At 43.2% G+C, this 25,133-nt stretch carries 26 protein-coding genes; 21 read left to right on the top strand and 5 right to left on the bottom strand.

The features are described from left to right. The first annotated feature begins 107 nt into the window (after nt 1-107). The 4 genes from BM736_RS21040 to BM736_RS21020 all read left to right on the top strand — a co-directional run bounded on the left by BM736_RS21040 (nt 108) and on the right by BM736_RS21020 (nt 5,002). Nucleotides 108-728 carry a tetratricopeptide repeat protein gene (locus BM736_RS21040; protein ID WP_076415911.1) on the top strand — a complete coding sequence of 207 codons (621 nt, stop codon included), beginning with the start codon at nt 108-110 and terminating at the stop codon, nt 726-728. A 68-nt stretch (nt 729-796) separates the two neighbouring features. After that, a complete protein-coding gene (gene rnr / locus BM736_RS21035) occupies nt 797-3,283 on the top strand; it encodes a ribonuclease R (RefSeq protein ID WP_076415839.1) in 2,487 nt (828 codons plus the stop codon). A gap of 15 nt (nt 3,284-3,298) precedes the next feature. Beyond that, nucleotides 3,299-4,039: a 23S rRNA (guanosine(2251)-2'-O)-methyltransferase RlmB gene (gene rlmB, locus BM736_RS21030; protein WP_076415836.1), complete on the top strand. Its 741-nt coding sequence runs from the start codon at nt 3,299-3,301 to the stop codon at nt 4,037-4,039. A gap of 747 nt (nt 4,040-4,786) precedes the next feature. Continuing rightward, nucleotides 4,787-5,002 (top strand): hypothetical protein, encoded by a 216-nt coding sequence (locus BM736_RS21020; protein ID WP_076415832.1) that lies wholly within the window; start codon nt 4,787-4,789, stop codon nt 5,000-5,002. A 574-nt stretch (nt 5,003-5,576) separates the two neighbouring features. Here the strand turns inward: BM736_RS21020 and BM736_RS21015 are convergent. Next, nucleotides 5,577-6,338 (bottom strand): YdiY family protein, encoded by a 762-nt coding sequence (locus tag BM736_RS21015; RefSeq protein ID WP_076415830.1) that lies wholly within the window; start codon nt 6,336-6,338, stop codon nt 5,577-5,579. 219 nt (nt 6,339-6,557) lie between these two features. Here BM736_RS21015 and rpsF point away from each other — a divergent pair, with 219 nt between their 5' ends. From rpsF to rplI, 4 genes are read left to right on the top strand one after another with little or no spacing between them, the layout of a single operon-like run. After that, on the top strand, nt 6,558-6,986 hold the full coding sequence (rpsF, locus tag BM736_RS21010; protein WP_076415828.1) for a 30S ribosomal protein S6: 429 nt from the start codon (nt 6,558-6,560) through the stop codon (nt 6,984-6,986). A gap of 8 nt (nt 6,987-6,994) precedes the next feature. After that, complete coding sequence (gene priB, locus BM736_RS21005) at nt 6,995-7,300, top strand: primosomal replication protein N (RefSeq protein ID WP_076415825.1); 306 nt, start codon at nt 6,995-6,997, stop codon at nt 7,298-7,300. Nucleotides 7,301-7,311: 11 nt separating this feature from the next. After that, entirely contained in the window at nt 7,312-7,539 is a 228-nt protein-coding gene (gene rpsR, locus BM736_RS21000) for a 30S ribosomal protein S18 (protein ID WP_076415822.1), read from the top strand. Between the two features lie 27 nt (nt 7,540-7,566). Continuing rightward, nucleotides 7,567-8,019 (top strand): 50S ribosomal protein L9, encoded by a 453-nt coding sequence (rplI, locus tag BM736_RS20995; RefSeq protein WP_076415820.1) that lies wholly within the window; start codon nt 7,567-7,569, stop codon nt 8,017-8,019. 239 nt (nt 8,020-8,258) lie between these two features. Here the strand turns inward: rplI and BM736_RS20990 are convergent, their stop codons facing one another. Next, nucleotides 8,259-10,478, bottom strand: a complete 2,220-nt coding sequence (locus BM736_RS20990) for a S46 family peptidase (RefSeq protein ID WP_076415818.1) — start codon at nt 10,476-10,478, stop codon at nt 8,259-8,261. Between the two features lie 111 nt (nt 10,479-10,589). Here BM736_RS20990 and dnaB point away from each other — a divergent pair, with 111 nt between their 5' ends. The 3 genes from dnaB to BM736_RS20975 all read left to right on the top strand — a co-directional run bounded on the left by dnaB (nt 10,590) and on the right by BM736_RS20975 (nt 14,673). Next, nucleotides 10,590-11,996, top strand: a complete 1,407-nt coding sequence (gene dnaB, locus BM736_RS20985; protein ID WP_076415816.1) for a replicative DNA helicase — start codon at nt 10,590-10,592, stop codon at nt 11,994-11,996. A gap of 186 nt (nt 11,997-12,182) precedes the next feature. Next, entirely contained in the window at nt 12,183-13,259 is a 1,077-nt protein-coding gene (gene alr, locus BM736_RS20980; protein ID WP_076415814.1) for an alanine racemase, read from the top strand. Nucleotides 13,260-13,329: 70 nt separating this feature from the next. Then, nucleotides 13,330-14,673, top strand: a complete 1,344-nt coding sequence (locus tag BM736_RS20975) for a hypothetical protein (protein WP_076415812.1) — start codon at nt 13,330-13,332, stop codon at nt 14,671-14,673. A gap of 61 nt (nt 14,674-14,734) precedes the next feature. Here the strand turns inward: BM736_RS20975 and BM736_RS20970 are convergent, their stop codons facing one another. Further along, a complete protein-coding gene (locus BM736_RS20970; RefSeq protein ID WP_076415908.1) occupies nt 14,735-15,199 on the bottom strand; it encodes a chemotaxis protein CheX in 465 nt (154 codons plus the stop codon). A gap of 264 nt (nt 15,200-15,463) precedes the next feature. Here BM736_RS20970 and dusA point away from each other — a divergent pair, with 264 nt between their 5' ends. The 4 genes from dusA (at nt 15,464) to BM736_RS20950 (ending at nt 17,787) form a co-directional block, all read left to right on the top strand. After that, the gene (gene dusA / locus BM736_RS20965) at nt 15,464-16,465 is read left to right on the top strand and encodes a tRNA dihydrouridine(20/20a) synthase DusA (protein WP_076415810.1); all 1,002 of its coding nucleotides are present in this window, start codon (nt 15,464-15,466) and stop codon (nt 16,463-16,465) included. A 273-nt stretch (nt 16,466-16,738) separates the two neighbouring features. Beyond that, nucleotides 16,739-17,038, top strand: a complete 300-nt coding sequence (locus BM736_RS20960; protein WP_076415807.1) for a hypothetical protein — start codon at nt 16,739-16,741, stop codon at nt 17,036-17,038. 144 nt (nt 17,039-17,182) lie between these two features. After that, nucleotides 17,183-17,401 (top strand): PspC domain-containing protein, encoded by a 219-nt coding sequence (locus tag BM736_RS20955; RefSeq protein ID WP_076415805.1) that lies wholly within the window; start codon nt 17,183-17,185, stop codon nt 17,399-17,401. Further along, nucleotides 17,398-17,787, top strand: coding sequence for a hypothetical protein (locus BM736_RS20950; protein ID WP_083700420.1), 390 nt, complete (start codon nt 17,398-17,400; stop codon nt 17,785-17,787). The genes BM736_RS20955 and BM736_RS20950 overlap by 4 nt, the downstream gene beginning before the upstream one ends. A 62-nt stretch (nt 17,788-17,849) precedes the next feature. On the opposite strand, the gene BM736_RS20945 is transcribed toward BM736_RS20950, so the two are convergent. Next, a complete protein-coding gene (locus BM736_RS20945; protein WP_076415803.1) occupies nt 17,850-18,590 on the bottom strand; it encodes an enoyl-CoA hydratase-related protein in 741 nt (246 codons plus the stop codon). Between the two features lie 33 nt (nt 18,591-18,623). Between BM736_RS20945 and BM736_RS20940 the strand changes: the two genes are divergently transcribed. Genes BM736_RS20940 through BM736_RS20930 form a run of 3 tightly spaced genes read left to right on the top strand, consistent with a single transcriptional unit; the run spans nt 18,624 to nt 20,863 of the window. Beyond that, nucleotides 18,624-19,103, top strand: coding sequence for a copper chaperone PCu(A)C (locus BM736_RS20940; RefSeq protein WP_076415801.1), 480 nt, complete (start codon nt 18,624-18,626; stop codon nt 19,101-19,103). Between the two features lie 31 nt (nt 19,104-19,134). Then, nucleotides 19,135-20,106, top strand: coding sequence for a DUF2333 family protein (locus tag BM736_RS20935; protein WP_076415799.1), 972 nt, complete (start codon nt 19,135-19,137; stop codon nt 20,104-20,106). 7 nt (nt 20,107-20,113) lie between these two features. Next, nucleotides 20,114-20,863, top strand: a complete 750-nt coding sequence (locus BM736_RS20930) for a TIGR04219 family outer membrane beta-barrel protein (protein WP_076415796.1) — start codon at nt 20,114-20,116, stop codon at nt 20,861-20,863. 181 nt (nt 20,864-21,044) lie between these two features. Here the strand turns inward: BM736_RS20930 and tolC are convergent, their stop codons facing one another. Beyond that, nucleotides 21,045-22,370: an outer membrane channel protein TolC gene (gene tolC, locus BM736_RS20925; protein WP_076415794.1), complete on the bottom strand. Its 1,326-nt coding sequence runs from the start codon at nt 22,368-22,370 to the stop codon at nt 21,045-21,047. Between the two features lie 336 nt (nt 22,371-22,706). Between tolC and nudF the strand changes: the two genes are divergently transcribed. The 3 genes from nudF (at nt 22,707) to cpdA (ending at nt 25,007) form a co-directional block, all read left to right on the top strand. Further along, nucleotides 22,707-23,315 (top strand): ADP-ribose diphosphatase, encoded by a 609-nt coding sequence (gene nudF, locus BM736_RS20920; RefSeq protein WP_076415792.1) that lies wholly within the window; start codon nt 22,707-22,709, stop codon nt 23,313-23,315. Nucleotides 23,316-23,708: 393 nt separating this feature from the next. Next, a complete protein-coding gene (locus BM736_RS20915) occupies nt 23,709-24,155 on the top strand; it encodes a DUF1249 domain-containing protein (RefSeq protein ID WP_076415791.1) in 447 nt (148 codons plus the stop codon). A 12-nt stretch (nt 24,156-24,167) separates the two neighbouring features. Next, nucleotides 24,168-25,007 (top strand): 3',5'-cyclic-AMP phosphodiesterase, encoded by an 840-nt coding sequence (gene cpdA / locus BM736_RS20910; RefSeq protein ID WP_076415789.1) that lies wholly within the window; start codon nt 24,168-24,170, stop codon nt 25,005-25,007. The last annotated feature ends 126 nt before the right edge of the window (nt 25,008-25,133 follow it).

Below are 25,133 nucleotides of genomic sequence, written 5' to 3'. Positions count from 1 at the left end.
CAGGGCATTTAAAGTATGAAGTGCCCTCTCTGATCACTACTTATATAAATGAATTTTTCGTGAGAGAGCTCATGTTACAAGAAGTGTTAATAAATCCATCAAAAATCATGTCACGTTATCTTTTACTCATTTCACTAATGGTGACACCAGCAGTGAGTTGGGCAAATACTCAAGCGGTTGATATATATAGTCAAGAGCAACTCGTAGAGTTGATTAGGACTAAACAGTATTTAACGCGAGTAATAGGTGACGATTGTCAGTTGGTGCAAGATATTGAAGCGAGGGCTGAGGTGCTCAAGCAACCTCTTTATCAATATTTATGGGCCGAGATGCTTAATCATGGTATTTGTGTAAAAGCCAACCCGCCAAGAGGGATCTCCATGTTACGAGATGCCGCTGAGCAGGGGAGCGCTGAAGCAATGCTAAGAATGGCCGAATATTATCACGATGGTCAATTTGTGATGCAAGATCGCGAAAGAGCGATTCATTACGTGATGCCTGCGGCGGCAAATGGTGATCTGCCAGCACGGCTAATGTTAGTAAGACTATTTGGTGAAGGTTATGGTAGTCCAAGAGATTTTGAGATGGGCTATCACTGGTTATATAACGATGTATTTAGTGATGAGGCTACCAAAGAGAAAGCCTTAGAATTATTGAAGGTGCTAGAGCAAAAGATGCCGCCCAGCGCAGTTGCTAGGGCAAAACAGGAGCACCTGAGATCCCGATAAACACTACCAGCTATAAATAACTAATTGGTATGTTCCAGAATGTTCTGGACCAAAATTTGAGATATTGAATGATCAAAGATCCGCATTTAAAGCGTGAACAACAAAATTATGAAAACCCTATTCCAAGCCGTGAGTTTATTCTAGAATACTTACGATCCGAAAAATCCCCACTCAACCGTGAACGTATTGCGACAGCATTAAAGCTGGAGAGTGAGGAGCAGCTTGAAGCATTAAGACGCCGTTTACGCGCCATGGAGCGTGATGGACAGCTAGTGTTTACCCGTGGGCAGGCTTACGGCTTACCTGAGCGTATGGACTTGTTAACCGGTACCGTTATCGGTCACAGAGATGGCTTTGGCTTCTTAAAGCTGGAAGAGGGTGGCGATGACCTCTTTATCAACAACCGTGATATGCAGATGTATTTTCATGGTGATAAGGTGCTGGCTCAAAAAGCTGGCGTTGACCGTAAAGGTCGTCGTGAAGCCAGAATCGTTCGTTTAGTCGAGCAGAGAACGGCAGCACTTGTCGGCCGTTTTCACTTAGATTCAGGTATGGCCTTTGTCATTGCCGATGATAGAAGAATTACTCAAGAGATCTTGATCCCTGACGAGGACCGTAACGGTGCTCGCCAAGGTGATATCGTCGTCTTAGAGTTAACTCGTCGTCCTGGCCGCTATGTTAAAGCTGCTGGTAAAGTGACAGAAGTGTTAGGTAAGCAATTAGCACCAGGTATGGAGATTGAAATTGCCCTGCGTAATTATGATCTACCGCATACTTGGTCAAGCTTGATAGAGAAGAAGCTCAGAGCTATTCCCGATGAAGTTACTGAAGCAGATAAAGAGGGGCGAGTCGATCTACGTCACTTACCTTTAGTTACCATAGATGGTGAAGATGCCCGTGATTTCGATGATGCAGTATATGCAGAAACGAAAAAGAGTGGCGGCTGGCGCTTATGGGTAGCCATTGCCGATGTGAGTCATTATGTGCGTACTGAATCTGCATTAGATAAAGAAGCGCGTAGCCGAGGAAACTCAGTTTACTTCCCGTCGCAAGTGATCCCTATGCTGCCAGAGAAGATCTCTAACGGCCTATGTTCTTTGATGCCTGAGGTCGATCGCTTATGTATGGTTGCCGAGATGACAATCTCAGCTGCAGGTAAGCTCTCTGGATATAAGTTCTACCCTGCCGTTATGCATTCCCATGCCCGTCTAACATATACCCAAGTTGCGGATATGCTCGAAGGCGGTGAGGTAAGTGATAAGCTTAAACCTATATTCCCTCATCTACAGACATTACAGTCTTTGTACTTAACATTAGATGAGACCCGCGCTGAGCGTGGTGCTATCGCATTTGAAACGACAGAAACTCAGTTTGTTTTTAATGATGATAGAAAGATCGATAGCATAGTGCCGCGTAATCGCAATCAAGCACATAAGATCATTGAAGAGTGTATGATTTTAGCTAACGTGGCATCGGCCAAGTTTGTTAAGAAGCATAAAGGCGAAGTCCTTTATCGCGTACATGAAGCACCTTCAGAGCAGAAACTGACGAACTTTAAGGACTTCCTTAAGGAGCGCGGTTTAACCATTGAGGGTGGGCTTGAGCCAACTCCTAAAGATTATCAGGCTGTGATGGAGCAGATTGCCGATAGGCCTGATGCTGAACTGATTCAGGTGATGTTGCTGCGTTCAATGCGCCAGGCAACCTATACACCAGATAACGAAGGTCACTTTGGTTTAGCGTTAGAGGCATACTCTCACTTTACCTCACCTATTCGACGCTACCCTGATTTGATCTTGCATCGCGTGATTCGTTACTTGCTTGCCAAAGAGCGTGGAGAAGCAAAAGATAAGTGGACACCGGATGGTGGTTATCACTACTCAATTGAAGACCTAGATCTACTTGGCGAGGAGTGCTCAACCACTGAGCGACGTGCTGATGAAGCGACGCGTGATGTGAGTGACTGGCTTAAGTGTGAGTTTATGCAGGACCACGTGGGCGATACCTTTGAGGCCGTCATTGCGTCGGTGACACATTTTGGTATGTTCGTGCGGTTAGATAAGCTATTTATTGATGGCTTAGTGCATATTTCTAGCTTAGGTAACGACTATTACCAGTACGATAATATGCGTCAGCGCTTAGTCGGTGAGGCCTCTGGTCAAACTTACCAGCTGGGCGATGCCGTAACGGTAAAAGTGGCAGGTGTTAACTTAGACGATCGTCAAATTGATTTGATGATGGAAGGTGATGCAGGCCGTAAGCCTAGCTCTCGTCGCGGTAAAAAACCGATGACAGCTCGCGAAAGAGTCAATATCGAGGGAGCAAAACTCGACAGTAATGGTGAAAAGCCTAAAGGCAAGCGACGCAGCTCAGATAAAGATAGTAAAGCGGGCTCAAAGACTAGAGGTAAATCTAGTTCAGCTAAGAAAAAGTCGAGTGGAAAAAGCTCAGCAAAGAAAGCGGCAGTCAAGAAGGGCTCTGTAAAGAAAACAGGTCCGAAATCCACTGCAAAAAAGAAGAGCCCAGCTAAACGCAAAGCTAAAGCAAGCAAGTAATAGAGAATGTAATTGATGAAAAAACAAGATATCACTTTTGGTATTCACGCTGTAGAAGCAGTATTAAAGCACAGCCCAGAGCGTGTCATTGAGCTTTGGATACTTCAAGGGCGTGACGATCAGCGTTTAACGCCAATCCTTGAAGCCGCTGCTGAGTACGGGGTATCTGTACAGCAAGCGTCTCGAAAAGTATTAGACGATAAGTCTGGTAGTGGGCAGCATCAAGGTGTGATCGCACGCGTTAAAGCTGTGAAGCAGTTGAACGATAATGACCTTGCAACGCTGGTTGAGAAGACTGAAACGCCATTCTTGCTTATTCTTGATGGTGTCACTGACCCGCATAATTTAGGTGCTTGTTTACGTAATGCAGATGCGGCTGGCGTGCACGGTGTTATCGTGCCTCGTGATAACTCAGTGGGTCTGACTCCTACAGTGAGTAAGGTGGCTTGTGGCGCAGCTGAAGTTGTACCGCTATTTCAGGTGACAAATCTGGCGCGTACCATGAAGAGCTTGCAAGAAAAGGGTGTTTGGATTGTTGGTGCTGCAGGTGAAGCCGATAGCGATCTTTACAAAACCGATCTTAAAGGCTCACTGGCTATCGCCATGGGCGCTGAAGATAAAGGCCTACGTCGCCTAACTCGTGAGAGTTGTGATTCGATTGCTTCGATCCCTATGTCGGGATCTGTTTCAAGCCTGAACGTCTCTGTTGCCAGTGGGATCTGCTTGTTTGAGGCTGTACGCCAGAGATTGAGTTAAGTTTCTGAAAACTTAACTATGGTCATTTTGGGGCTTGTACCCCATAGTGAGCTTAATGCCGATGTGGTTTAGACCTCATCGGCATTTTTGTTTTTGGCCTCGATGGCCGGCGGTTACTCCCATATTTTAAGTGTTTCTTAGGAGTTAACCTTTGGGTTATGAATAGCCTGCGGCTCGCTAATGTGCAGATGCTTCTGCGAGACGCCGTGAATCCCTCCTTGGAGGCTCTACCAAAACATCCATGTTTTGGAAGCCCGCAGCCGCATCTACACTGGACTATTTTCTTTCTTCGATTTCAGGCTACTAATGAATCAATAGCTTTGTTAGAGTGAGACCTAGATAATGGATTATTAAATTTGTATGTGCGTCTTGCTAAATATGTGCACATGCGTCAAAAATGTCATAACTCACCAAGCTGCAAAGTGTAAGGATGCACAAATGGACATAAACGTAACAGTTGCAGGTCAAATCATATTTATTCATTTCTTAGTTATGTTGTATTTAACTTTGAAATTTGCCAAAGGGAAATCTGGCAATTTACCGCTTGTAGGGTTTTATACTTTCCTCTTAAGTTATCTTTTCTTTCCTGCTAGTTGGTTATACTGCTGGTACTGGTCAAACAAGAAGCCTGAAGTGACAGGTTAGTCATAACAAGCTAATAAATTAGGATCATATGTAGTTGGCTGTTTTCGTTTCTCAACATTTTAGCCAACAATTTTTTGCCCATGATTAGGGTATTAGGACAATATGTCACCTAAGAATCAGATGATCTTGAAGGCCGCAATTAGCAATACAGCTATTTTTATGGTGGTTTGGTTGGGAGTTTTGATGGAAGCTTGGTTAGATATTGAAGATGAAGTGACTCTGAAAGGTGCACTATTATCACTTTTATTACTTCAAACATTAGCTCTAATTCTAACTTTAAGGGTTAAGTGTAAATTAGATCGAAATCCTATTCAGTAGTTTAAACACAAAACAAGTTGTTTCACCTGAATAAGAGACAGTCGGCAATGTTCACTCAATTTTTTAACTAACTGATATGTGCCATTACCGAAGGCGTTACAGTACTTGCGGCAGCCATCTCTTTTCAAATTGAAATCTCAGTAATAACACCAAATCTAGCCCATCCAGTCCAGAACTGAGATAGTTTGAAAGCTCTACCAAAAGTCAAATTCGAAGAGATAAACTTTCAGGTGTAAACGCGGCAGTGACCTTCGACAGCAGGGATGCTGTCGTAGAGGCTATACGGATATACTCGCGCCGTGTCACTGAAGTGTTTGCACTTAAGCCCACGGCAGGTGATAGATAACAATGAAGTCATGCTTAACAGGTCGCAGCCAGATAACAACACCAGTCAAAAGAACCAATGAAAGATATTTCAGCAACTTGTTATCTAACAAGGTAGGTAGGGATGCTGAAACAAGTTCAGCATGACGGGTTTATTCGCCATGACGGATTTATTTAGCATGGCGGTTTAATATAGAGACTGGAACTTTGCTGTAGCTAGATGCTCTAGTCGTGAGCGACCTAGCACCTTCTACTGAAACGTATACAGCAAGTTGAATGTAGTGATGGTATCTGTCTGCTTTGTACCCTCAGGAACGACGTCTGTGTACTTAACGTTGACGCCAATCTTGAATGCCCAGTCTTGGAAGAGAGTATTTTTATAGTTCATATCCAGAGTCAGTGTGCTGTTGTCTTCACCAACTTCTGCAGTAAGGTCGGCATTGAGGCTAGTGTATTCTTGTAGTTTTTGCTCAAACTTAGCCGCAGTACGGATAATGATATCTTTATTGGGGTCTGGGTTAGGCTCGCTTTCAGTTTCGATAGGCATGTTGTAACGGTAACCAGGACCAATCTCTAAGCTGAGTTTAGTCTCGTGGTCAGAGATGGCATCGAAACCATAACCGGTCGATATCGTCGATATTTGAGTGTAACTACCAAAGCGATCTAAGGTGAAATCACCACGACCGAAAATATATCCACCACCCAATAGTGAGACATCACCGTCTAACTTATAGCTCGACTGCAACTGTACATCGTACTTCTCGGCAGTGGTTTTCTCATCGTCCGCAGCATAATAGAGTTTAAACGTCCCCTCTTGCCTAGCTTTATCCGTATCGTAAACAAGTTTGGTGCGGCCGTTAAAACTACTCGATTCAGTGTTACCTGTATTGAGCTGAAGTCCTGCTTCAATCTCGGCGGTAAAGTCACTGGGTGGCTCTTGGTAATCTGGGGGAACTAAGGCCCAGGCTGAGAAAGGGAGCGACAAAAATAGGAGTGATATAGCTCTAAACATTATTTTATTCTTACTATTATTTTAATGTGGCACGGATCTATTTTAACGAGCCAACATCATACCTATTCTGAGCTGTATCGGCAAAGCGAATATTACTTGAATTATGCTTTGCTTTTGTGTAATATTCCGCGGCTTAAATCAGTCACTTTAATTAGTTCCTTGCCTCTATTTGGTTTGACTGAGCCAACAACGAGGCTAGATAACCGTAAGGAGCAAAAAATGCGTCATTATGAAATCGTATTTTTGGTTCACCCTGATCAGAGTGAACAAGTACCTGGTATGATTGAGCGTTACACGGGTATTCTTACCCAAGCTGGCGGTCAAATTCATCGTCTAGAAGATTGGGGCCGTCGTCAACTGGCTTACCCAATTATCGAACTGCATAAAGCTCACTATGTTCTTATGAACGTAGAAGCTACTGCTGAGTCGGTTGAAGAACTTGAGACAGCTTTCCGTTTCAACGATGCTGTACTGCGTAACATGATTATGCGTACTAAAGCTGCTATCACTGAAGCATCTCCAATGGCTAAAGCTAAAGACGAGCGTGATTCACGTCGTTCAGGCGAAGGCGAGCGTCGTAGTGCGCCTGCTGAAGCTACTGAAGCACCTGCTGAAGTTAAAGAAGCCGCTGAAAAAGCAGCTGAGTAAGTTTTTCTGTGGCCACAAACCACTTGGTGTTATCGGGAACCATTACGCGTTCCAGAAGCTTTAAAAGCCCAGCGGGTATCGCACATTGTGTGGTAATGCTGGAACACAAGTCGCAGTGTTATGAAGCAGAAATGCTGAGAAACGTATACTGTCAGATGCAAGTGATATTCAGTGGCGAACGCTTTGAAAGCGTAACAGATAAGCTGAAAATTGGTGTGGAAATAGAGGTGCAAGGCTTTATCGCTCTCCAGCAGAGTCGAAATGGCCAAAATCGTCTAGTTATTCACGCTGAAAATGTCGAATTGAAAACTTAGGAGACTGTCACATGGCACGTTATTTCCGTCGTCGCAAGTTCTGCCGTTTTACTGCAGAAGGTGTAACTGAGATTGATTACAAAGATATCGTTACTTTGAAGAATTATGTCACTGAAAGTGGCAAGATTGTTCCTAGCCGTATCACTGGTACAAATGCTAAATATCAACGTCAACTAGCTCGCGCTATTAAGCGTGCTCGTTATCTTTCTCTACTGCCTTACACTGATTTACATCAGTAATAGCGCAACCATTTAGAGGAATTAATAATGAACGTTATTTTACTTGATAAGATTGCTAACCTAGGAAATCTAGGTGACCAAGTTGCAGTTAAAGCTGGTTACGCACGTAACTACCTTCTGCCACAAGGTAAAGCTGTTGTTGCTAACGCTGCTAACACTGAAGTTTTTGAAGCACGTCGTGCTGAATTAGAAGCTAAGTTAGCTGCTGGCCTTTCTGCTGCAAACGAGCGCGCTGAGAAAATCAACGCACTTGAGTCTGTTGTTATCGCTTCTAAAGCTGGTGACGAAGGCAAGCTGTTCGGTTCAATTGGTAACCGTGACATCGCTGATGCAGTTACAGCTGCTGGTGTTGAACTTGCTAAGAGCGAAGTTCGTCTTCCACTAGGCGCATTGCGTACTACTGGTGAGTTCGAAGTTGAAGTTCAGGTTCACACTGAAGTTAAAGCTATTGTTAAGCTTTCTGTTGTTGCAGAAGACTAATACAGTAGTTTAAAGCGAATGGTTTAATGCTTAGGTATTGAGTTTAACGCTTTAAAAGAAAACACCGCACTAATCTGATTAGGCGGTGTTTTTTTATGCCTGAAATATACTGGCGAGCTACGAGCTTGAACTCGATACTCGTGGCTTTCTTTACTTTGTCTTAAGCTCGCTGCTGTTGCTAGTAACAAAAAACCACCCGTAGGTGGTTTTATCAATTCCTTGGTACTGCATTCTTAGTACTAGTTACGTACTAGCTCTAACTCTTTAAGTAAGTTATCAGCATGGTCGACTTCATCCATCATCCAGAGGATGTAGCGAAAATCTACATGTACAGCGCGTGTAATGGTCGGGTTAAAGAACCAATCTTTAGTGATAGCTTCATAGGTAGAGTCGAAGTTAAGACCGACTAGCTCACCTTTGCCATTAAATACTGGCGAGCCAGAGTTACCGCCAGTGGTATCGACGCTGGAGAGGAAGTTAACGGGGACAGAGCCAAAGCTTTCAGGCTTATCTAGACAGGAGAATAAGCGGCATAACCAAGATGCGGGATCTTGGTATACGGTTTCAACTTTATGAGTCCCATACTGCTTAGCTTCAATTGCATCTAAAAGCTTCTGCGGTGCATTAAAAGGTTCAATGCCAGTATGCTTAGCCGTTATCCCTTCGAGTCGTGTGAATGGCTGTTTGTAGAGTGCATCTCGTGACTGATAACCATCGACCATGCCATAGCTGATGCGTAGTGTGCCATTGGCATCAGGGTAAACAGGCCAGTTATTCGCTTTATAGTAGGCGATAACAGCTTTCATATAGTCAGGGCGGGCTTGAGAAAGCTGCCCAGCTAGTGTCTTCTTGTCCTTTTCCTGCACCATATTAGTGTCATAGAGTGCAACGGCCAGACGGATGAAAGGATCGGCACTGGTTTCAAATGCATTAACATCGGCATCCATCCAGGCTAATCGCTTTTCAGGCTCGATCAGCGAGGTCAATGAATAAAGACCATCGAGCTTTTCAGATAAAGAGACCTTGTTATTATCGAGCAATATAGCGTCGAGTGCGGCCACTCTATTATCTTGTGCCTTATACGCCTTTAGATCTTGAAGCCATAAGGTTTTATCCACTGTGATATCAAAGCTAGAGTCGATGCGCTTGAGACGAGCTTTAAACATCTTCATATCTCGCTCTTGATAACCCTCTTCACGCTCAGCATCCGGCTTAGCTTTCTCTTTGGCTAAACGATAAAGCTTGTTAGCTGCTGCAAGTAATGCACTACTTTGTGCATTTTCGAAGTAGTAACGTGTCTGACTATCAATACGTTTCTGTGCCAGTAAGCTTTCTAACGTATCGAATTGAGTCTGGTATGACTGGTAGGTCTTATCTGTTGCCAGCCATTGCTTAAAGCCATCTTCACGACTTTGTTTGATGGCGGTGATATCGGTAGCCTTAAAGCCATCGAGGAGACCATTGTACTTTTTCATGCGGTTAGCCATGCCTGCTAGTGAGCCTGCATATTTAATTTTTACCTCTTTATCTGCCGCACTCATGGTCTCAATTGTGTCTATGCGTAGCTGGTAACGTTCAGCTAATGTAGGGTAGAGCCAGTCACTGGCAAATTTAAGCTCGCTTGTTAAGCGATAACGACTCGTTGATCCTGGGTAGCCTGCGACAAATACACCGTCACCCGATTTTACACCATCAGCGTTTATCTTTAGGTAGCTCTTTGGCTGGTATGGGACATTGTCTTTACTGAACTGTGCGGGCTTACCATCTTTGCCAACATAGGCACGTAGAAAGGTAAAGTCCGCTGAATGACGAGGGTATTCGTAGTTATCGATATCGCCGCCAAATGCGCCAGCACTTTCTGGTGGTGCATATACGAGACGCACATCTCGAATAATCAACTGCTTAATTAGGTAATACTCTAAGCCATTATGGAAGCTTCTTACTGAGCAGCGGTAGTTATCATCACTCTCACAGCTTTTGATGAGTGACTTTCTGTTTGACTGTATCTCTTCATAGCGGACTAAAGGATCTTGGCTTAACGCTTTAGTTACTTGCTCTGTGACATCACTGACATCCTCAGTAATGTATAATCTTTCATTAGGCCCAGCAGTCGGCTCATCGATTTTGCTTGTTGCCAAGAAGCCATCGGCAATATAATTGTGCTGTTTTTTGCTGTTGTATTGAATGGCTCGGTACGCACAGTGATGGTTTGTGACAACTAACCCTTGGGGCGAGACGAAACTGGCAGTACAATAGCCGAGTCCGACAACAGCATTCATCGGATATTGGGTTAGATCGGCCAATTGCTCGGCTGGGATCGCTATCCCTCTTTCGCTAAGCTTGTCTGCAATCGATGGCATTTGATAAGGCTGCCATTGCCCTTCATCTGCAAGTACCTGGCTCGATGCCAATACGACACCAGATGACAGCATCACTGCTGAGATCAATGCATTGCGCATAGTGATTCCTTGTTTTATTTGTTGTTTGGATAGGAAGTTGTGTATTTCCTGTTTTTATTGAGCCAGTTTTATATCATATTTTTGTGTAATCGTTGGAAGTTTGGAGATTAAATGTCACAGCAAGGTCCGTTTAAGGCGAAACAAAAGCCTAAAGATATCCAGATGGATGCACTCAAGATGCCGCCGCATTCTTTAGAAGCTGAGCAATCTGTGCTTGGTGGATTGATGTTGGATTCAGATGCTTGGGATAGGGTGGCTGAAGCGGTTGTGGCTGAAGATTTCTATTCACGCTCCCATAAGATGATCTTTACTGCAATGGCAACCTTAACTGGTGATGGCCATCCGATTGATTTAATCACTGTATCAGAGCAGCTTGAAGTAGAAGACCAGCTAGAAGATGCTGGCGGCTTTGCGTACCTCGGTGAAATAGCTAAAAACACACCGAGTGCGGGTAACATTCTCTCTTATGCTGGAATTGTGCGTGAACGTGCTGTGGTACGCGACATGATTAAGGTTGCCAATGAGATTGCTGATGCTGGTTTCAACCCTGAGGGACGTAACTCCAGTGAACTACTCGATCTTGCTGAAACCAAAGTATTTAAGATTGCAGAATCTCGCGCCAATGCCAACGAAGGTCCTGAAGGGATAAAAGCTATCCTAGAGAAAACAGTCGATAAGATTGAGGAGCTTTACAATAACCCTACAGGCGGTGTTACTGGGGTATCAAGCGGTTTTGGTGATTTAGATAAAATGACTGCAGGCTTTCAGTCTGGTGATTTGATTATTGTTGCAGCTCGTCCATCTATGGGTAAGACAACCTTTGCGATGAACTTGTGCGAAGCGGCAGCGCTCAACGAAGATAAACCTGTGCTTATTTTTAGCTTGGAGATGCCCTCTGAGCAGATCATGATGCGTATGTTGGCCTCATTGGGCCGAGTCGATCAAACTAAGATCCGTACTGGTCAGCTTGATGACGATGATTGGGCTCGTGTTTCTTCAACTATGGGGATCATGCTCGAGCAGGGGAAGATGTACATTGATGATGGCTCAGGTCTGACTCCGACCGATGTTCGAAGCCGGGCAAGGCGAATCGCACGTGAATATGGTGGATTATCCATGATCATGATCGATTACCTGCAGTTGATGCAAGTACCCGCATTAAAAGATAACCGTACATTGGAGATCTCAGAGATATCTCGCTCACTCAAGGCGCTAGCTAAAGAGTTAGAAATACCCGTTGTAGCTCTGTCTCAGCTAAACCGCTCATTGGAGCAACGTGCCGATAAGCGACCCGTTAACTCAGATTTGCGTGAATCAGGTGCGATTGAGCAAGATGCGGATTTAATTATGTTCATCTATCGTGACGAAGTTTATAACGATGACTCTGAGCATAAAGGCGTTGCTGAGATTATTATCGGTAAGCAACGTAACGGCCCTATTGGGCGTGTACCTTTAACCTTCCAAGGTCAATTCTCTCGATTCGACAATTATGCAGGTCCTCAGTTCGAAGAAGATTAATGACTCTATGGTTGCTTTAGTGTTTGGGTGAGTGCACTGCGCTTACCCTAAACCAAGATTAAACTTGATTCATATAGAGGGCTGTCAATTGATCATTGGCTGAACTCTAGATAGATTTGTTGCCCATATTTTTTACTAATTTAAAGTGCTGACTGTTTCTGTTGCTTTAAACAATAAGGTTATTCATTGAAGCCATTTCCACGTGCAGAGATCAGCTGTGAAGCACTCAAGAACAATTTAGCACGTCTGCGTCAAATCGCGCCTGAAAGTAAAGTCATGGCGGTTGTTAAAGCTAATGGTTACGGTCATGGCTTGTTAAATGTAGCCCAATGTATGGAAGATGCCGATGGATTTGGCCTAGCCAGATTAGAGGAAGCCCTCGCACTACGTGACGGTGGTATAAATGCCAAGCTAATTCTTCTTGAAGGCTTTTTCAGGAGTGTCGATCTACAGACTCTCGTGGAACACAATATTGAGACGGTTATTCACAATGAAGTGCAACTCGACATGCTTGAGAAAGCAGAGCTCGCGGCACCTGTTGCAGTATGGCTAAAAGTTGACACAGGTATGCACAGGTTAGGCTTTACGCCCGAACAGTTTGATGAGGTCTATGCTCGTTTAGAAGCGATGCCACAAGTTGCTAAGCCTATAAAATTAATGTCTCATTTTGCTTGTGCCGATGAACCAGATAATCCCTGCACCAGCAAACAGATGACAATCTTCAAACAATTGACAAATAATTCACCAGGTGACTATACACTTGCTAACTCGGCTGGCACTCTTTATTGGCCTAAAAGCCATGGTGATTGGATAAGGCCTGGTATTGCGCTCTATGGAGTTTCTCCAGTGATTGGCGATTTAGGCGTAAACCATGGCTTAATACCTGCGATGAAACTCGTGTCACAGCTGATTGCTGTACGTGATCATAAAGCGGGTGAGCCAGTTGGTTATGGCAGCTTTTGGAAAGCTAAGTCAGATACCGTATTAGGGGTCGTTGCTATCGGTTATGGCGATGGCTACCCAAGAAATGCGCCTGAAGGTACGCCAGTATGGGTTAATGGTCGATTAGTCCCCATTGTTGGGCGAGTTTCTATGGATATGCTGACGGTAGATTTAGGGTTCGACTCTGTCGATGCGATAGGTGATGAAGCGGTATTATGGGGCAGAGCACTACCTGTTGAATTAGTCGCTGAACATATTGGCACTATTGCCTATGAGTTGGTGACTAAACTTACCCCTCGTGTTGCTGTGTGCATGGAATAGCATGTAGCAATAATTTCTGAGTAGTATCGGTTTTTGAGCTGGATGTTCTAAACCGAATTGAGAATACCTTTTGCAATATCAAACAAGATCAGTTTTTCTTTTCTTCTTTCTATATGTCTCGGTTATAGCGTTAGCGAAGGCCGAGGTATCTCCGAGTGTCGGGGTTAATCTAGAGGCTAATAGTGGTAACACTGTCGAGCCTGAGATTAGCGGTGAAGCTAATGACAAAAACAGCAAGTCAAAGTATGAGCCAGAATTTGTTGCTGTTCCTTTTATTTTTTCTACGGAGACGCTAAGTACGACAGTTGGTGGTGCAGGCGTGATTAAGCATGCAGGCCAACCTCAAGCTTCTGTTCTTGGCATTGGACTCTATAGTAAAAATGATAGTTGGGTCAGCTATCTGGGGGTGAATAGTTATCAGCTACCAAAGCTGGATCAATGGTTATTTTCGGGAGAGTTTTATCGGGCCAATTATAAGCAAGGTATCTACTTCGTTCCCGATAGCGCTGCGGGTGAAGTTAGCTCATTGGAGCCTATTTCTACCGAGCGTGTGACCACCGTTGGTGATGAAAGCTATTCAAAGTTACATTTTAAATATGTCGTACCTTGGGGGAAGGGCGCTAATGGTGCGGCAAGAAGTATGATGCCATCACGTAATAACGACAACCACAGCTGGGATCCGCGTCACTCTGGGGTGACCAGTATCGAGTTAACGCCATTCGTAAAAACCCAAGAACTTGTAGGCTATGATTTTTTACCGAGTAAAGCTCAAGGCTTAGAGTTAAAGCTTGATTGGGACAATCGTGATAATGGTAAAAACAGTACTCGTGGCGGTCAAACAAGCTTAACGGTGAGCCGTGATTTTGGTTCGAGCTCAAGTGATCCTACAGATAACCGCGAAAGCTGGACAACATGGGAATTTGAGCAGAGTGCTTTTTTCTCACTAGGAGGAAGTGACTGGTTTCCTCAGCAGACCTTGGCATTAAATTTTTATCTTGCCGATACCCCTACTTGGAATGATTATGATGAGGGGAGTGGGCAGTATCAGCGACCGCCTTCATTTGCTGGGGTGAGCTTAGGTGGATTTGATCATCTAAGGGGTTATTCAAGCAAGCAGTTTGTTGGTCGTAGTGCCGTTCTCTATTCTGCTGAGTATCGTGTTCAGCCTGAGTGGCAGCCATTGCAGACACTTCCAGTGTTTAACCTCTATGATCTACCTTGGTGGCAGTGGGTGGTATTTGCTGAGGCTGGACAAGTTGCAGAAAACTTCAGCGCCAGTGAGCTGCATGATGATATGAAGTGGACTGTGGGTTTAGGCGCAAGGTTTGAGGTTGAGAGCGTCGTTGTACGAGCTGAGGTTGCCTATGGTGAAGACTCTAACCAGTTTTGGGTTATGGTTAATCAGCCGTTCTAATGCTCACTTACATTTACCTAAACAGCCAAAAGAGGCTATTTAGGTAAGTAGACCAAGATTGTTATGTTTCGAAGCAGATCTCTATATATGCAGAGCCATGAGGACTGGTGAAGGGCATGATGATTTTTTTACCATCAGCTTTATGTGAGATGCGATGACCTAGCCCAGCTACAACAACAGGGGTTGCCATCTCAAAGTCATAACCTTTATCCCCTAATATATTCTTTGCGCCCCCAGTGACCATATTGGTTATCTCACCCACTAGGTCGGTTATTTCATCATTTATCTCACCTGGGTTCTCACCAAGCATATTTTGCATGATCTCTAAAATTAAACCTTGCTCGAAAGTGATTGAGAGGGAGCCTTTAGTTTGAGGACCAACCATACCGATCAGGCCTGAAACATCACCTTTAGCTAAATTGTCTGTTTTTATTTTTGGCTTACCAGGAGTGAGCTGCATATTTGCCATGGTTGAGATGACGTTTAGCAAAGACTCCAGGAAAGGGTTAATGAAATTTACGTTCATAAAAAGTTCCGTTGTTGGCGCTTTAAGGGCTAATAACATGCGGTTAAGACTATCGCATATACACCTTCATAAAGCTTAGGCTATTTTTGTTTTAGCTTCATTTTTTTATCTGCCTAGTAAAAACAAGATTGCGCTTTAGACTAAATTTGTTTCATGGTCTGACTCGGTGTAAAATGCGCGCCCGGCTCCATGAAGCAAACTCGTCCTCATTAGGTATTACTCGAGTTGAGTCTAAAAAGTTAGTCAACCAGGTTAAAGAAAATTATGTCATCTAGCTCTAAATCAAGTGCTGCACATTTGTCACAAATCAATCGCACCTTCTCCATTGCCCCCATGTTGGATTGGACTGATAGACATTACCGTTACTTGGCTCGACTAATGTCTGCTGAGCTACTGCTTTATACCGAAATGGTTACTACTGGGGCGATTATTCACGGTAAGGGCGATTACCTTGCTTATAACAGCGAAGAGCACCCACTGGCACTGCAGTTAGGTGGTTCAAACCCTCAAGACTTAGCTACATGCGCTAAGTTAGCGTTAGAGCGTGGTTATGATGAGATAAACCTAAACGTAGGCTGTCCTTCAGATCGTGTTCAAAACGGGCGCTTTGGTGCCTGCTTAATGGCTGAACCTAAGTTAGTCGCTGAGTGTGTCACTGCAATGAAGCAAGTTGTAGATATTCCTGTTACGGTCAAAACGCGTATCGGGATCGACGATCAAGATAGCTACGAATTCCTTACTGAATTTGTTGAAACGGTTAGTGATGTTGGTTGTGATACGTTTATAGTGCATGCACGTAAGGCCTGGTTACAGGGACTGAGTCCGAAACAAAATCGAGAGATCCCACCATTAGATTACGATCGTGCCTATCGGCTTAAGCAAGATTACCCGCACTTGAGTATCTCTATCAATGGTGGGGTTAAAACCCTTGAGGAGTGCCGTGAACATTTGCAGCACCTTGATGGTGTTATGGTTGGCCGTGAAGCCTATCAAAATCCCTATATGTTAGCTGAAGTCGATCAGCAGCTTTGTGGTATAGATAAACCTGTGTTGAGTCGTGATGCTGTTTTAGAGAAATTTATTCCCTATATAGAGAAACATCTGCAGATGGGCGGGCGCCTCAATCACATTAGTCGCCATATGACTGGAATGTTTCAAGGAGAGCCAGGTTCACGCTCATGGAGGCGTTATATTAGTGAAAATGCTCATAAGCCAGGTGCGGGCATTGAAGTCATTGAACAGGCAAGAAAAAGCATGAGTTTATAGCTTGGGATTTCCATAAATAAACCGCCATTTGGCGGTTTTTTATTACCTAAAATAATGCGATCTTTATTAATGTAGTAATTTTCACCAGCCCATGGTGAAAATTACTAATATCTTATTTACCTTCCTATCTCATCTTCCCTTTCTTTGAATAGTAAACTCCTCAAGTTGTTGTTATTTAGTGATTTTAATACTTTATTTAAAGTTGGCACGCTGCTCGCATTACCTAATATGTAGATAACCTTAATCGCAAGACAAAATGAAAAGGAAGACACCATGTTTAATTTATCAGTAAGTAAAATCGCTAAAACATCTTTATTAGTTGCTGTGATGATGGGAGCAAGTATGAGTGCTAATGCTGACACGCTTATTCCTGCAGACTTAACTAGTAACCTTGAAAAAAATATCTCTGCTCAGATGCAAGATATGATGCAAGTAGCTCAAAGAGAGTTAAGCCTATCTCTTCAAACTCAACTTTCTGAAGCTATGTTCGAAGTCGAGGAAAATGATGTAGAGAGTCAATTAGCGCAAGAGACATCAGAAAAGGCAATCACTAGTGCAATGGTTAAGGAGTAACTATGTGGTTTGTTTCAGGTATAGCCACATTACTCTTGATGCCCGTTGTTAGTTTTGCACTTTGTGCTCTATGTGTTTGTACTTTTCGTTGGCATAAGGTGCAAGATTAAATAATTTGCAAACTATTGGTTTTACGGGATATATATGAATAGCTTTAACTCGACAGATAGATATATACGCAGAATGAAACGACCGAGAAGTTTGGTGTGTGGTGTTGCTGCAATGATGGCTGATAAATTTGATTGGTCATGCTTATGGACTCGCGTGGTTTGGGCGATAGCAGTAATAATGAATCCAGCTTTGGGTCTCTTAGCTTACTTTGTTTTAGCGCTAATTTTGCCTAAGTGGGAAGCTAAGGTTTGAAAAAACAGATAGAGCAGCAGCGCCAGAGTCGACTTTCTCGAACCTTAAACACCTTTATCGCATTTAGTGTTTTCGCGTTAATTTTGGCATTGACTGTTACAGCGTTTCAAACATGGGGAAAACCGCATTTTTTTACTGAAGCAATGCTCAGTTTAGAGCCCGCTTTGTGGATAGATATTGGTTTATGGGCGTTAGCTGTCACCTCCATCATTCTTTTGATTATTTTGCTTTGGTTAACCTTAGCTTTTAGTGTTATTGCCTTGGTTGTGGCGCTAAGTATAGGTGCGGCACTGATTATGATTTTCTCTGGTGCATCGCTATTATGGCCTATTTTATTATTGATTTTAGCAGCGTGGGGAATAGGCCAAGCAAGTCAGTTTGATTAGATAAAAGGTTTAATTCCTTCAGCTAAAACAGGCCGACTCGCCCAGTTATCATTAGCCTTATATTATCCTTTGGCTAGAAAAGCTTGAAAACGCGCTTTTGCCTCTTCACTTTGTAACCTTACCGCAAACTGCGCTAACTCTTTTTCCATCTGCTGACGAATAGATTCTTTATCTCCACGGATAAGTGAGCGGCTAGCTTGCAAAGCTTGTGGAGGCTGTTTAGCCAACTTGACTGCTTGCGCTAGTGCAAACTCAAAAATGGTATCTGATGGTATAACATCATTGATAATATTCAGTGTTTTTGCTGTTTCTGCATTAAAGCTCTCACCAAGTAACAGAAGTTCTGAGGCTTTTTGTGGTCCAACGAGTCGTGGAAGTAAAAGGCTAGCTCCGGCTTCAGGTACTAAGGCTAAGTTAACAAATGGTAATTGAAACTTTGCAGTCGTATCGGCATAAACAAGGTCACAATGCAGTAGTAGTGTCGTACCAATACCTACTGCAGCACCTGTAACTGCAGCAACCAGTGGTTTTTTCAAATCCAGCAAGTTGAATAGAAAGTTAAAGGCAGGGTGATCACTGTCTAAGTTACTATTTTTTAAAAAGTCTGCTACATCATTGCCTGAGGTAAAACAATCCTGCTGACCTTTAATTAAAAAGGAGTGAATTGCGTTGTCTGTCTCACCTTGGATAAGGTATTCTGTGAGGCTAGTATACATCTCAAGGCTGAGAGCATTACGCTTTTCAGGGCGATTAATAGTGATAATTCTTACGCCTTGCTCATCCTTAACCTGAATTGTACTCATTGCGTTTTTCCTCTAAGACGAATGGGAGTTAAAATGGAGTTTAAGACATTGAAGCAAATATTCAAACACATGTTTAACTTTGTTCTACTATGTAGTGCATCATTTTCGGTTATGGCGAATGTTGTGCTTGTTGATGGGCAAGTTAGAGCTATGCCTCCGAGTGTGCCAAACACCGCTGCTTACTTAACTCTGGAAAACCATGGACCAGCAATTAACTTGATTGCTGTTGATGCTGATTTTGTTAAAGATGCTCAATTGCATACCGTCATCGAAGAGGATGGCATGGTTAAGATGCGAGAAGTGGAAAGTTTTCCTATCCCGCAGCATGGCAGGCTAACTCTGAGTGAGTCTGGTCAGCACATTATGTTGCTTGGTCTTAAGCAGCCTCTAGTTTCTGGTAAACCTGTTCAGTTAACGCTTAAGTTCGATGATGGCTCACAGCTGCCTGTTAGCCTAATGGTTAGCAAGCAAGCGATGACAAAAACTGACGACCATCATCACCATCACCACTAATTTCTTGAATAGAGTCAAAGGAGTGTATTAGATGCAAATGACATGGAAAAAATGGGCTGGGATAGCTGCGGTTATCTTGCTGGTTGGGTATTTAGTGAGTGTATGGTGGAGTATTGAGCCTGATGTCATTGAACCTCAGCAGCTTAGTAATGAGTCAGGAACGCAAGTTGTGGGTTATGCGACCACAACCTCTCTGATCGCCACTATGGAGGCCTTGCTCAATAAGAGTGGTGGTTGGTTATCTAATGATGTCACCCCACCATCAGTATTCATGGATAATATGCCTGCCTTTGAGTTTGGCGCACTAGAGCAAGCGCGAGACTTAGCGCTGATAATGCGTAAAGAGTTTAGTCGTTCACAATCGCAATCTACCGCAGACAAAGATCTACTTGCAGCTCACTCTAAGCTCAATATTGAGCACACAAGTTGGTTAGTGCCGAGTGCAGAGGGTGAGTACAAAGATGCTATTAAGTTGTTGAAAGTGTATCGGGCAAAGATAGCTGATACCAATAATCAACAGGCACAGTTTTATGCGCGGGCTGATAACCTCAATGAATGGCTTAAAGAGGTACAAAAACGTCTTGGTAGTATGTCGCAGCGTTTATCGGCTAGCGTTGGGCAAGAGCGCTTAAATACAGATTTAGCAGGCGATAGTGAGGCGAGTCAGTCGACCCCTAACCTAGCGAGTCAACAGATCAAGACGAGCTGGTGGAAAATCGATGATGTTTTTTATGAAACTCGTGGCGCTACTTGGGCATTACTAAACTTCATGAAAGCTATTGAAGTTGATTTTGCTGATGTTTTGCGTAAAAAGAATGCCGAAGTCAGTTTGCAACAGATTATTCGCGAACTGGAAGAGACACAACAATCTGTCTGGAGTCCGATAATACTTAATGGTTCGGGTTTCGGCGTAGTCGCTAATCACTCTTTGGTGATGGCAAATTATATCTCCCGCGCAAACGCTGCGGTGATAGACCTTACAAATTTATTGACTAAAGGTTAATTTTAAAATGAAAAAAACACTTCTTGCATGTGCGCTATTAGGATCGCTCGTTGGGACTTCTGCACAAGCAGCATCATTGATCGGTTTTAAAGTCGGTGGCGATTACTGGAAGGCGGATACCAGCGGAACATTTGCTGAGAGTGGTCAGCCTCAGCAAGACTTTAACTATAGCTCCTCTTCACAAGGTAGCATCTGGGTTGCGGTAGAGCACGGTATTCCAATTATTCCAAACTTTAAAATTAGAGAAAATCGTTTAGAGGCATCAGGAAGTGCTGTTGCTGATGATTTTAAATTTGGTGGTCAAACATTTAATGGTGATATCAAGAGTTCTAGTGACTTAAGTAATACTGATTTCGTGCTTTACTATGAACTACTAGACAATGATATGGTTGCGCTGGATCTTGGTGCGGCATACAAGAAGATGCATGGCTCATTCCGTGTGAATGATACTGTGACTAATGGACGCATTAACGCTGAGAAAGAGCTAGATAGCGGCATTGTAATGGCATATGCCGATGCACAGGTTGGTATTCCAGGTCTAGGCTTATACGGTTTTGCTGATGTTATGATTGGTGTCGATGAAACGAGTGTATATGATTACTCTGTCGGTCTAGGTTGGCAGTTTGATGGTACAGCCGTAGATACTAAAGTACGTGTTGGTTACCGTGACTTCAACTTTGATGTAAATGATTTTAATGGTGTAACAACCAATACCCAGTTTAAAGGTTACTTTGCGGGTGTTGAGCTCTCGTTCTAACTTAACTCGTCACTGAGTCAGTTAAACCGCCGCAAGGCGGTTTTTTATTTTCAGCCCAAAACTACCGACTATCAGTAGGTGGGCTCAATAATACGCAAGCCGAGTGTTGGCGTTCACATATAAAAAAACCGTCAAGCCTAAGCGTGACGGTTTTTTAAGACTAGCTTGCCAATGTATTAAATTACGGCGCCACAGTCTCAGCGATTAAGCCATTGTTGATGGCGATAACATCATCTTCATTCAGAGTACCTGCAGCCTGTTTTAGCGCTAGGATTGAGTTGATGTAGCCATAACGTGCATCTGAAAGCTGACGTTTAGAGTCATAAAGGTCACGAGTACGGTTTAGTACATCTACAATGGTACGCGTACCGACTTCAAAACCAGCTTGAGTCGCTTTTAGTGCACTCTCTGAAGAGACAACTGATTGCTCATATGCTCGAATTGAGCTAATCGATGCACCAACGTTGTTGAAGTTATTTCGAACGTCTTTAACCACCTTGCGGTAGGTTTGTTCCATCTTCTCGCTAGCTTCAACATACTGGTATTGTGCTTGATTGACTTTCGAGGTGACTTTAAATCCTTCGAAAAGCGGTACACTTAAGGTGAGTGCGACGTTTGCATTGTCGTAGTCACTTAAGTTTTCAGTTTGATTCTTTTGCTCAAGATTCGTGGTGTAACCTGCATTTAAGTTAAGCGACGGCATATGGCCGGCTTTATAAAGGCTAATGGTTTCTTGTGCGATATCTTTACCGATTCGAGTCGTCATTAAATCAACGCTGTTCGTTTCAGCCATCTTTAACCAATCGTTAGGCATTGCTGGTGATGGTGTCACAGCACTGAAGCGGTTAGTGTCTAAGATATTGATCTGCTTATGGTCGATTCCAGTGATCTCACGAAGTGCTTCGTAACTGTTGATCAACTGGTTTTCAGCCAAAATCTCTGATGCGCGAGCTAAATCGAACTGAGCCTGAGCTTCATGTACGTCAGTGATAGCGGTTAAACCAACTGCGAAACGTTGCTTAGTCTGTTCAAGCTGACGCTCAATAGCGCGTTTCTCTGAGCCCTTAAATTCGAAATTATCTTTTGCTGATAACACATCGAAGTAAGCGCTAGTGACGCGGATAATCAGTGTCTGTAGCGAAGATGCGTAAGCGGCATCCGCTTGAGAAGCTGCAAGCTCAGCTAAGCTTAATCCAACCCAAGCGCTATGATCATAGATAACCTGGTTCAATGTAACACCAGCATTTAGGCCGCTGCTGTATTCACTGTCAGAAACATTTTGCCAGCTTTTTCCGTAACCGACACTGGCACTGATTGTTGGTAGTAATGGTGCACGGTTTTCTTCAATTTGCTCGTACAGAGCATCACGCTGAGCTTGTGCCTGTAGCGCGATAGGGTCACTGGTCAATGCTTGTTGATATATCTGCAATAGATCGTCGGCCTGAACAGCTGAAGTTGTAGCTGCAAGTGTGAGTGCTGCACATATCGTTCGGATCTTGAATTTCATTGGTTGTCCTTTTAGACAAAATCCTCCAGTGGAGGAGCGGTTTAACTTATTGAGTTAAGTAGTACCTCACACTAGCTGTGAGGCGGTTTGCGCTTCCCGACGCTTCCCGATACATCAAAACTTAAAGGCCTAAGCCTGCTAGCCAAAATATCTAGATAGCTATTAAGACATAGATTTTAAGAAATTACCTGTTTTTAAGTCAACTTGGAAGTGTAACAGTTTTTGATCTTTATTATGCGATTTACATCGAAATCGGCTTCACAGTCTTTTAGACTACTTTTTTACACAAATTTAAGTACGATTTGATACCGGATTGAGCATAGGCGGAGAACAGTTATGAAGCGGAAGTTTGGTCAGCAAGATGTAGACATGATAGCTAAAGAGAGAATATTTAAAGGATTCTTTTCCATAGACCTATATCGATTCAAACATAAACTGTTTAAAGGTGGTTGGAGCGAAGAAGTTGAAAGGGAAGTTTTTGAGCGCGGTGATGCTGTTGTGGTTCTGCCCTATGACCCAATAACCGATGAAGTGGTGCTAATAGAGCAGATCCGTATTCCCTCCCATGGAAAATCTACGACGCCTTGGATGTTTGAGCTAGTCGCTGGGATGATTGAGAAAGGCGAAACCTCTGAGCAAGTTGCGCGTAGAGAGTTGTTTGAGGAGGCTGGTGTAGAAGCCGATGAGATCGCGAGAATTTCTAGTTATTTTGCCAGCCCAGGCGGAACGAGTGAGCAGTTTGATTTTTTCTGGGCTAAAGTTGACGCTAGTAAAGCTAAAGGGATACATGGCTTAGATGAGGAGGATGAAGATATACAAGTTCATGTATTCAGTCGAGAGCAAGCCTATAAATTAGTAATTGATGGTACAATTAATAATGCGTCAACAGTAATAGGTCTTCAGTGGTTAGAGCTGAATCACCAGAGGTTACGTGAAGACAAGTGACAAGTGACAAGTGTAATTGATGGACGTATCAATTTAATAATGCGTCAACAGTAATAGGCCTTCAATGGTTAGAGCTGAACTATCGGAGTCTGCGTAAAGTTGAGTGAGAAATGTAATTGATGGATGTATCAATTAAATAATGCGTCAACAGTAATTGGTCTTCAGTGGTAGAGCTGAATCACCATAGATTACGTGAAAATAACTGATAAGTGATAAGTGTAATTGATGGATGTACCGATTTAATAATGCTAGAACCTAGAACCTAGAACCTAGAACCTAGAACCTAGAACCTAGAACCTAGAACCTAGAACCTTTTAACACCCAGGCCTAGAACCTTCTAACATCCAGGCCTAGAACCAAGCAACTTAAGTTAACTAAGAGGAATAATGGCTCGTGAGCAGTGCATCTAGTTTAAACCCAAAACGCTATCAGCCTAATATAAATAGGTTTCTAGCGCTTTGTGGTCGAAATTATTATCATATCCTTCGATGGCTACCTAATGGCTCGAAACAGGGAGCACATTGGCAAGTTGAGGGAGAATATGGCTGTTTAAATGTAAAGTTGCTTGAAAATACCGCTTATACTCAGCTTATCGATATATCAAGAGATGTTGGCAGCACTAACCATGTTGATACACCAAAGATGATAGTTCGTGTTTATCACGATGCTAAATTAGCAGAAGTGTTAACTAGTCGACAGATTTATCAACTCAGTCCAGTATATGATTATCCAAATATACGTATGCACCATCGTGATGAGAAGTTTCAGGTCAATGCTTTTCTTGAAGAGTTATTAAGGATTGATAACCACACGAGTGTTGTTTGTTTGGCTGAATCTTAGGGTTTATTTATAGTGTTAAAAGAGGCTATCTCTTATTCTCTTGGTGAGGATGCAAGTGTAAGAATCGTACAAGTTACGGATCCGCATCTTTTTGCCGATCCTAGCGCTCAACTTTTAGGGGTGAATACTGCTAAAAGCTTAGATTCTGTGCTTGATACTATCAGAGCTGTACATTATCCAGCGCACTTTATGCTTGCGACTGGCGATATCAGTCAGGACTACTCCGGTGAGTCGTATCATAATTTTGTGCGTGCAATAGAGCCCCTTGATCTCCCATGCCATTACCTACCTGGAAATCATGACGATCCAAGAGTCATGCGACTTAATATGCAAGGGCCTAGGGTATATGGACAGCGAAGAGTACTCGCTGGTCGTTGGCAAATTATCATGCTTGACTCTACGGTAAGAGGTAAGCCTGGCGGCCATATGGCCGATTCTGAAATTGAGATCATCAAAAGTGCTGTTGCTGATCAGCCAGATCGACATACCTTATTGGTTATGCATCACAACCCTATTTTGGTTAATTGCCAATGGCTAGATCAACATTGTATGGATAATGGTAGCGACTTTATCGAACAGGTTTCACAAATTCCTCAAGTAAAAGGTCTGCTATGGGGTCATGTTCATCAAGAGTTAGACCAAAATCATCAAGGCACTCATGGTCCTATTCGTTTGATGGCGACACCTTCAACCTGTATTCAGTTTAAACCGCAATCTTCTTATTTTGCGCTTGATGCACTACAGCCAGGTTATCGATTATTGGAGCTTAAAGCTGATGGCACTATGCTGACTAACGTTTACCGTGTGCCTGGTGAAATGTTTTCTCCAGACAGAGAGGCCAATGGTTATTGATCTTCTAGAAGCTTGAAGGTTCAATTTAATCCCTGTTGTTAAGTAAAAATTCGTGCATTACTCCCCCTTTGGTTGCTTTCTGCTTGGTAGAAACGTAAGCAAGTGTTAGCATTCTATTGATCATTT

The sequence above is a fragment of the Shewanella sp. UCD-KL12 genome (genome assembly GCF_001957125.1).
GTDB lineage: Bacteria > Pseudomonadota > Gammaproteobacteria > Enterobacterales > Shewanellaceae > Shewanella.
The sequence above is the reverse complement of the archived record's forward strand: the minus strand, read 5'-3'. Positions and strand labels throughout refer to the sequence as shown.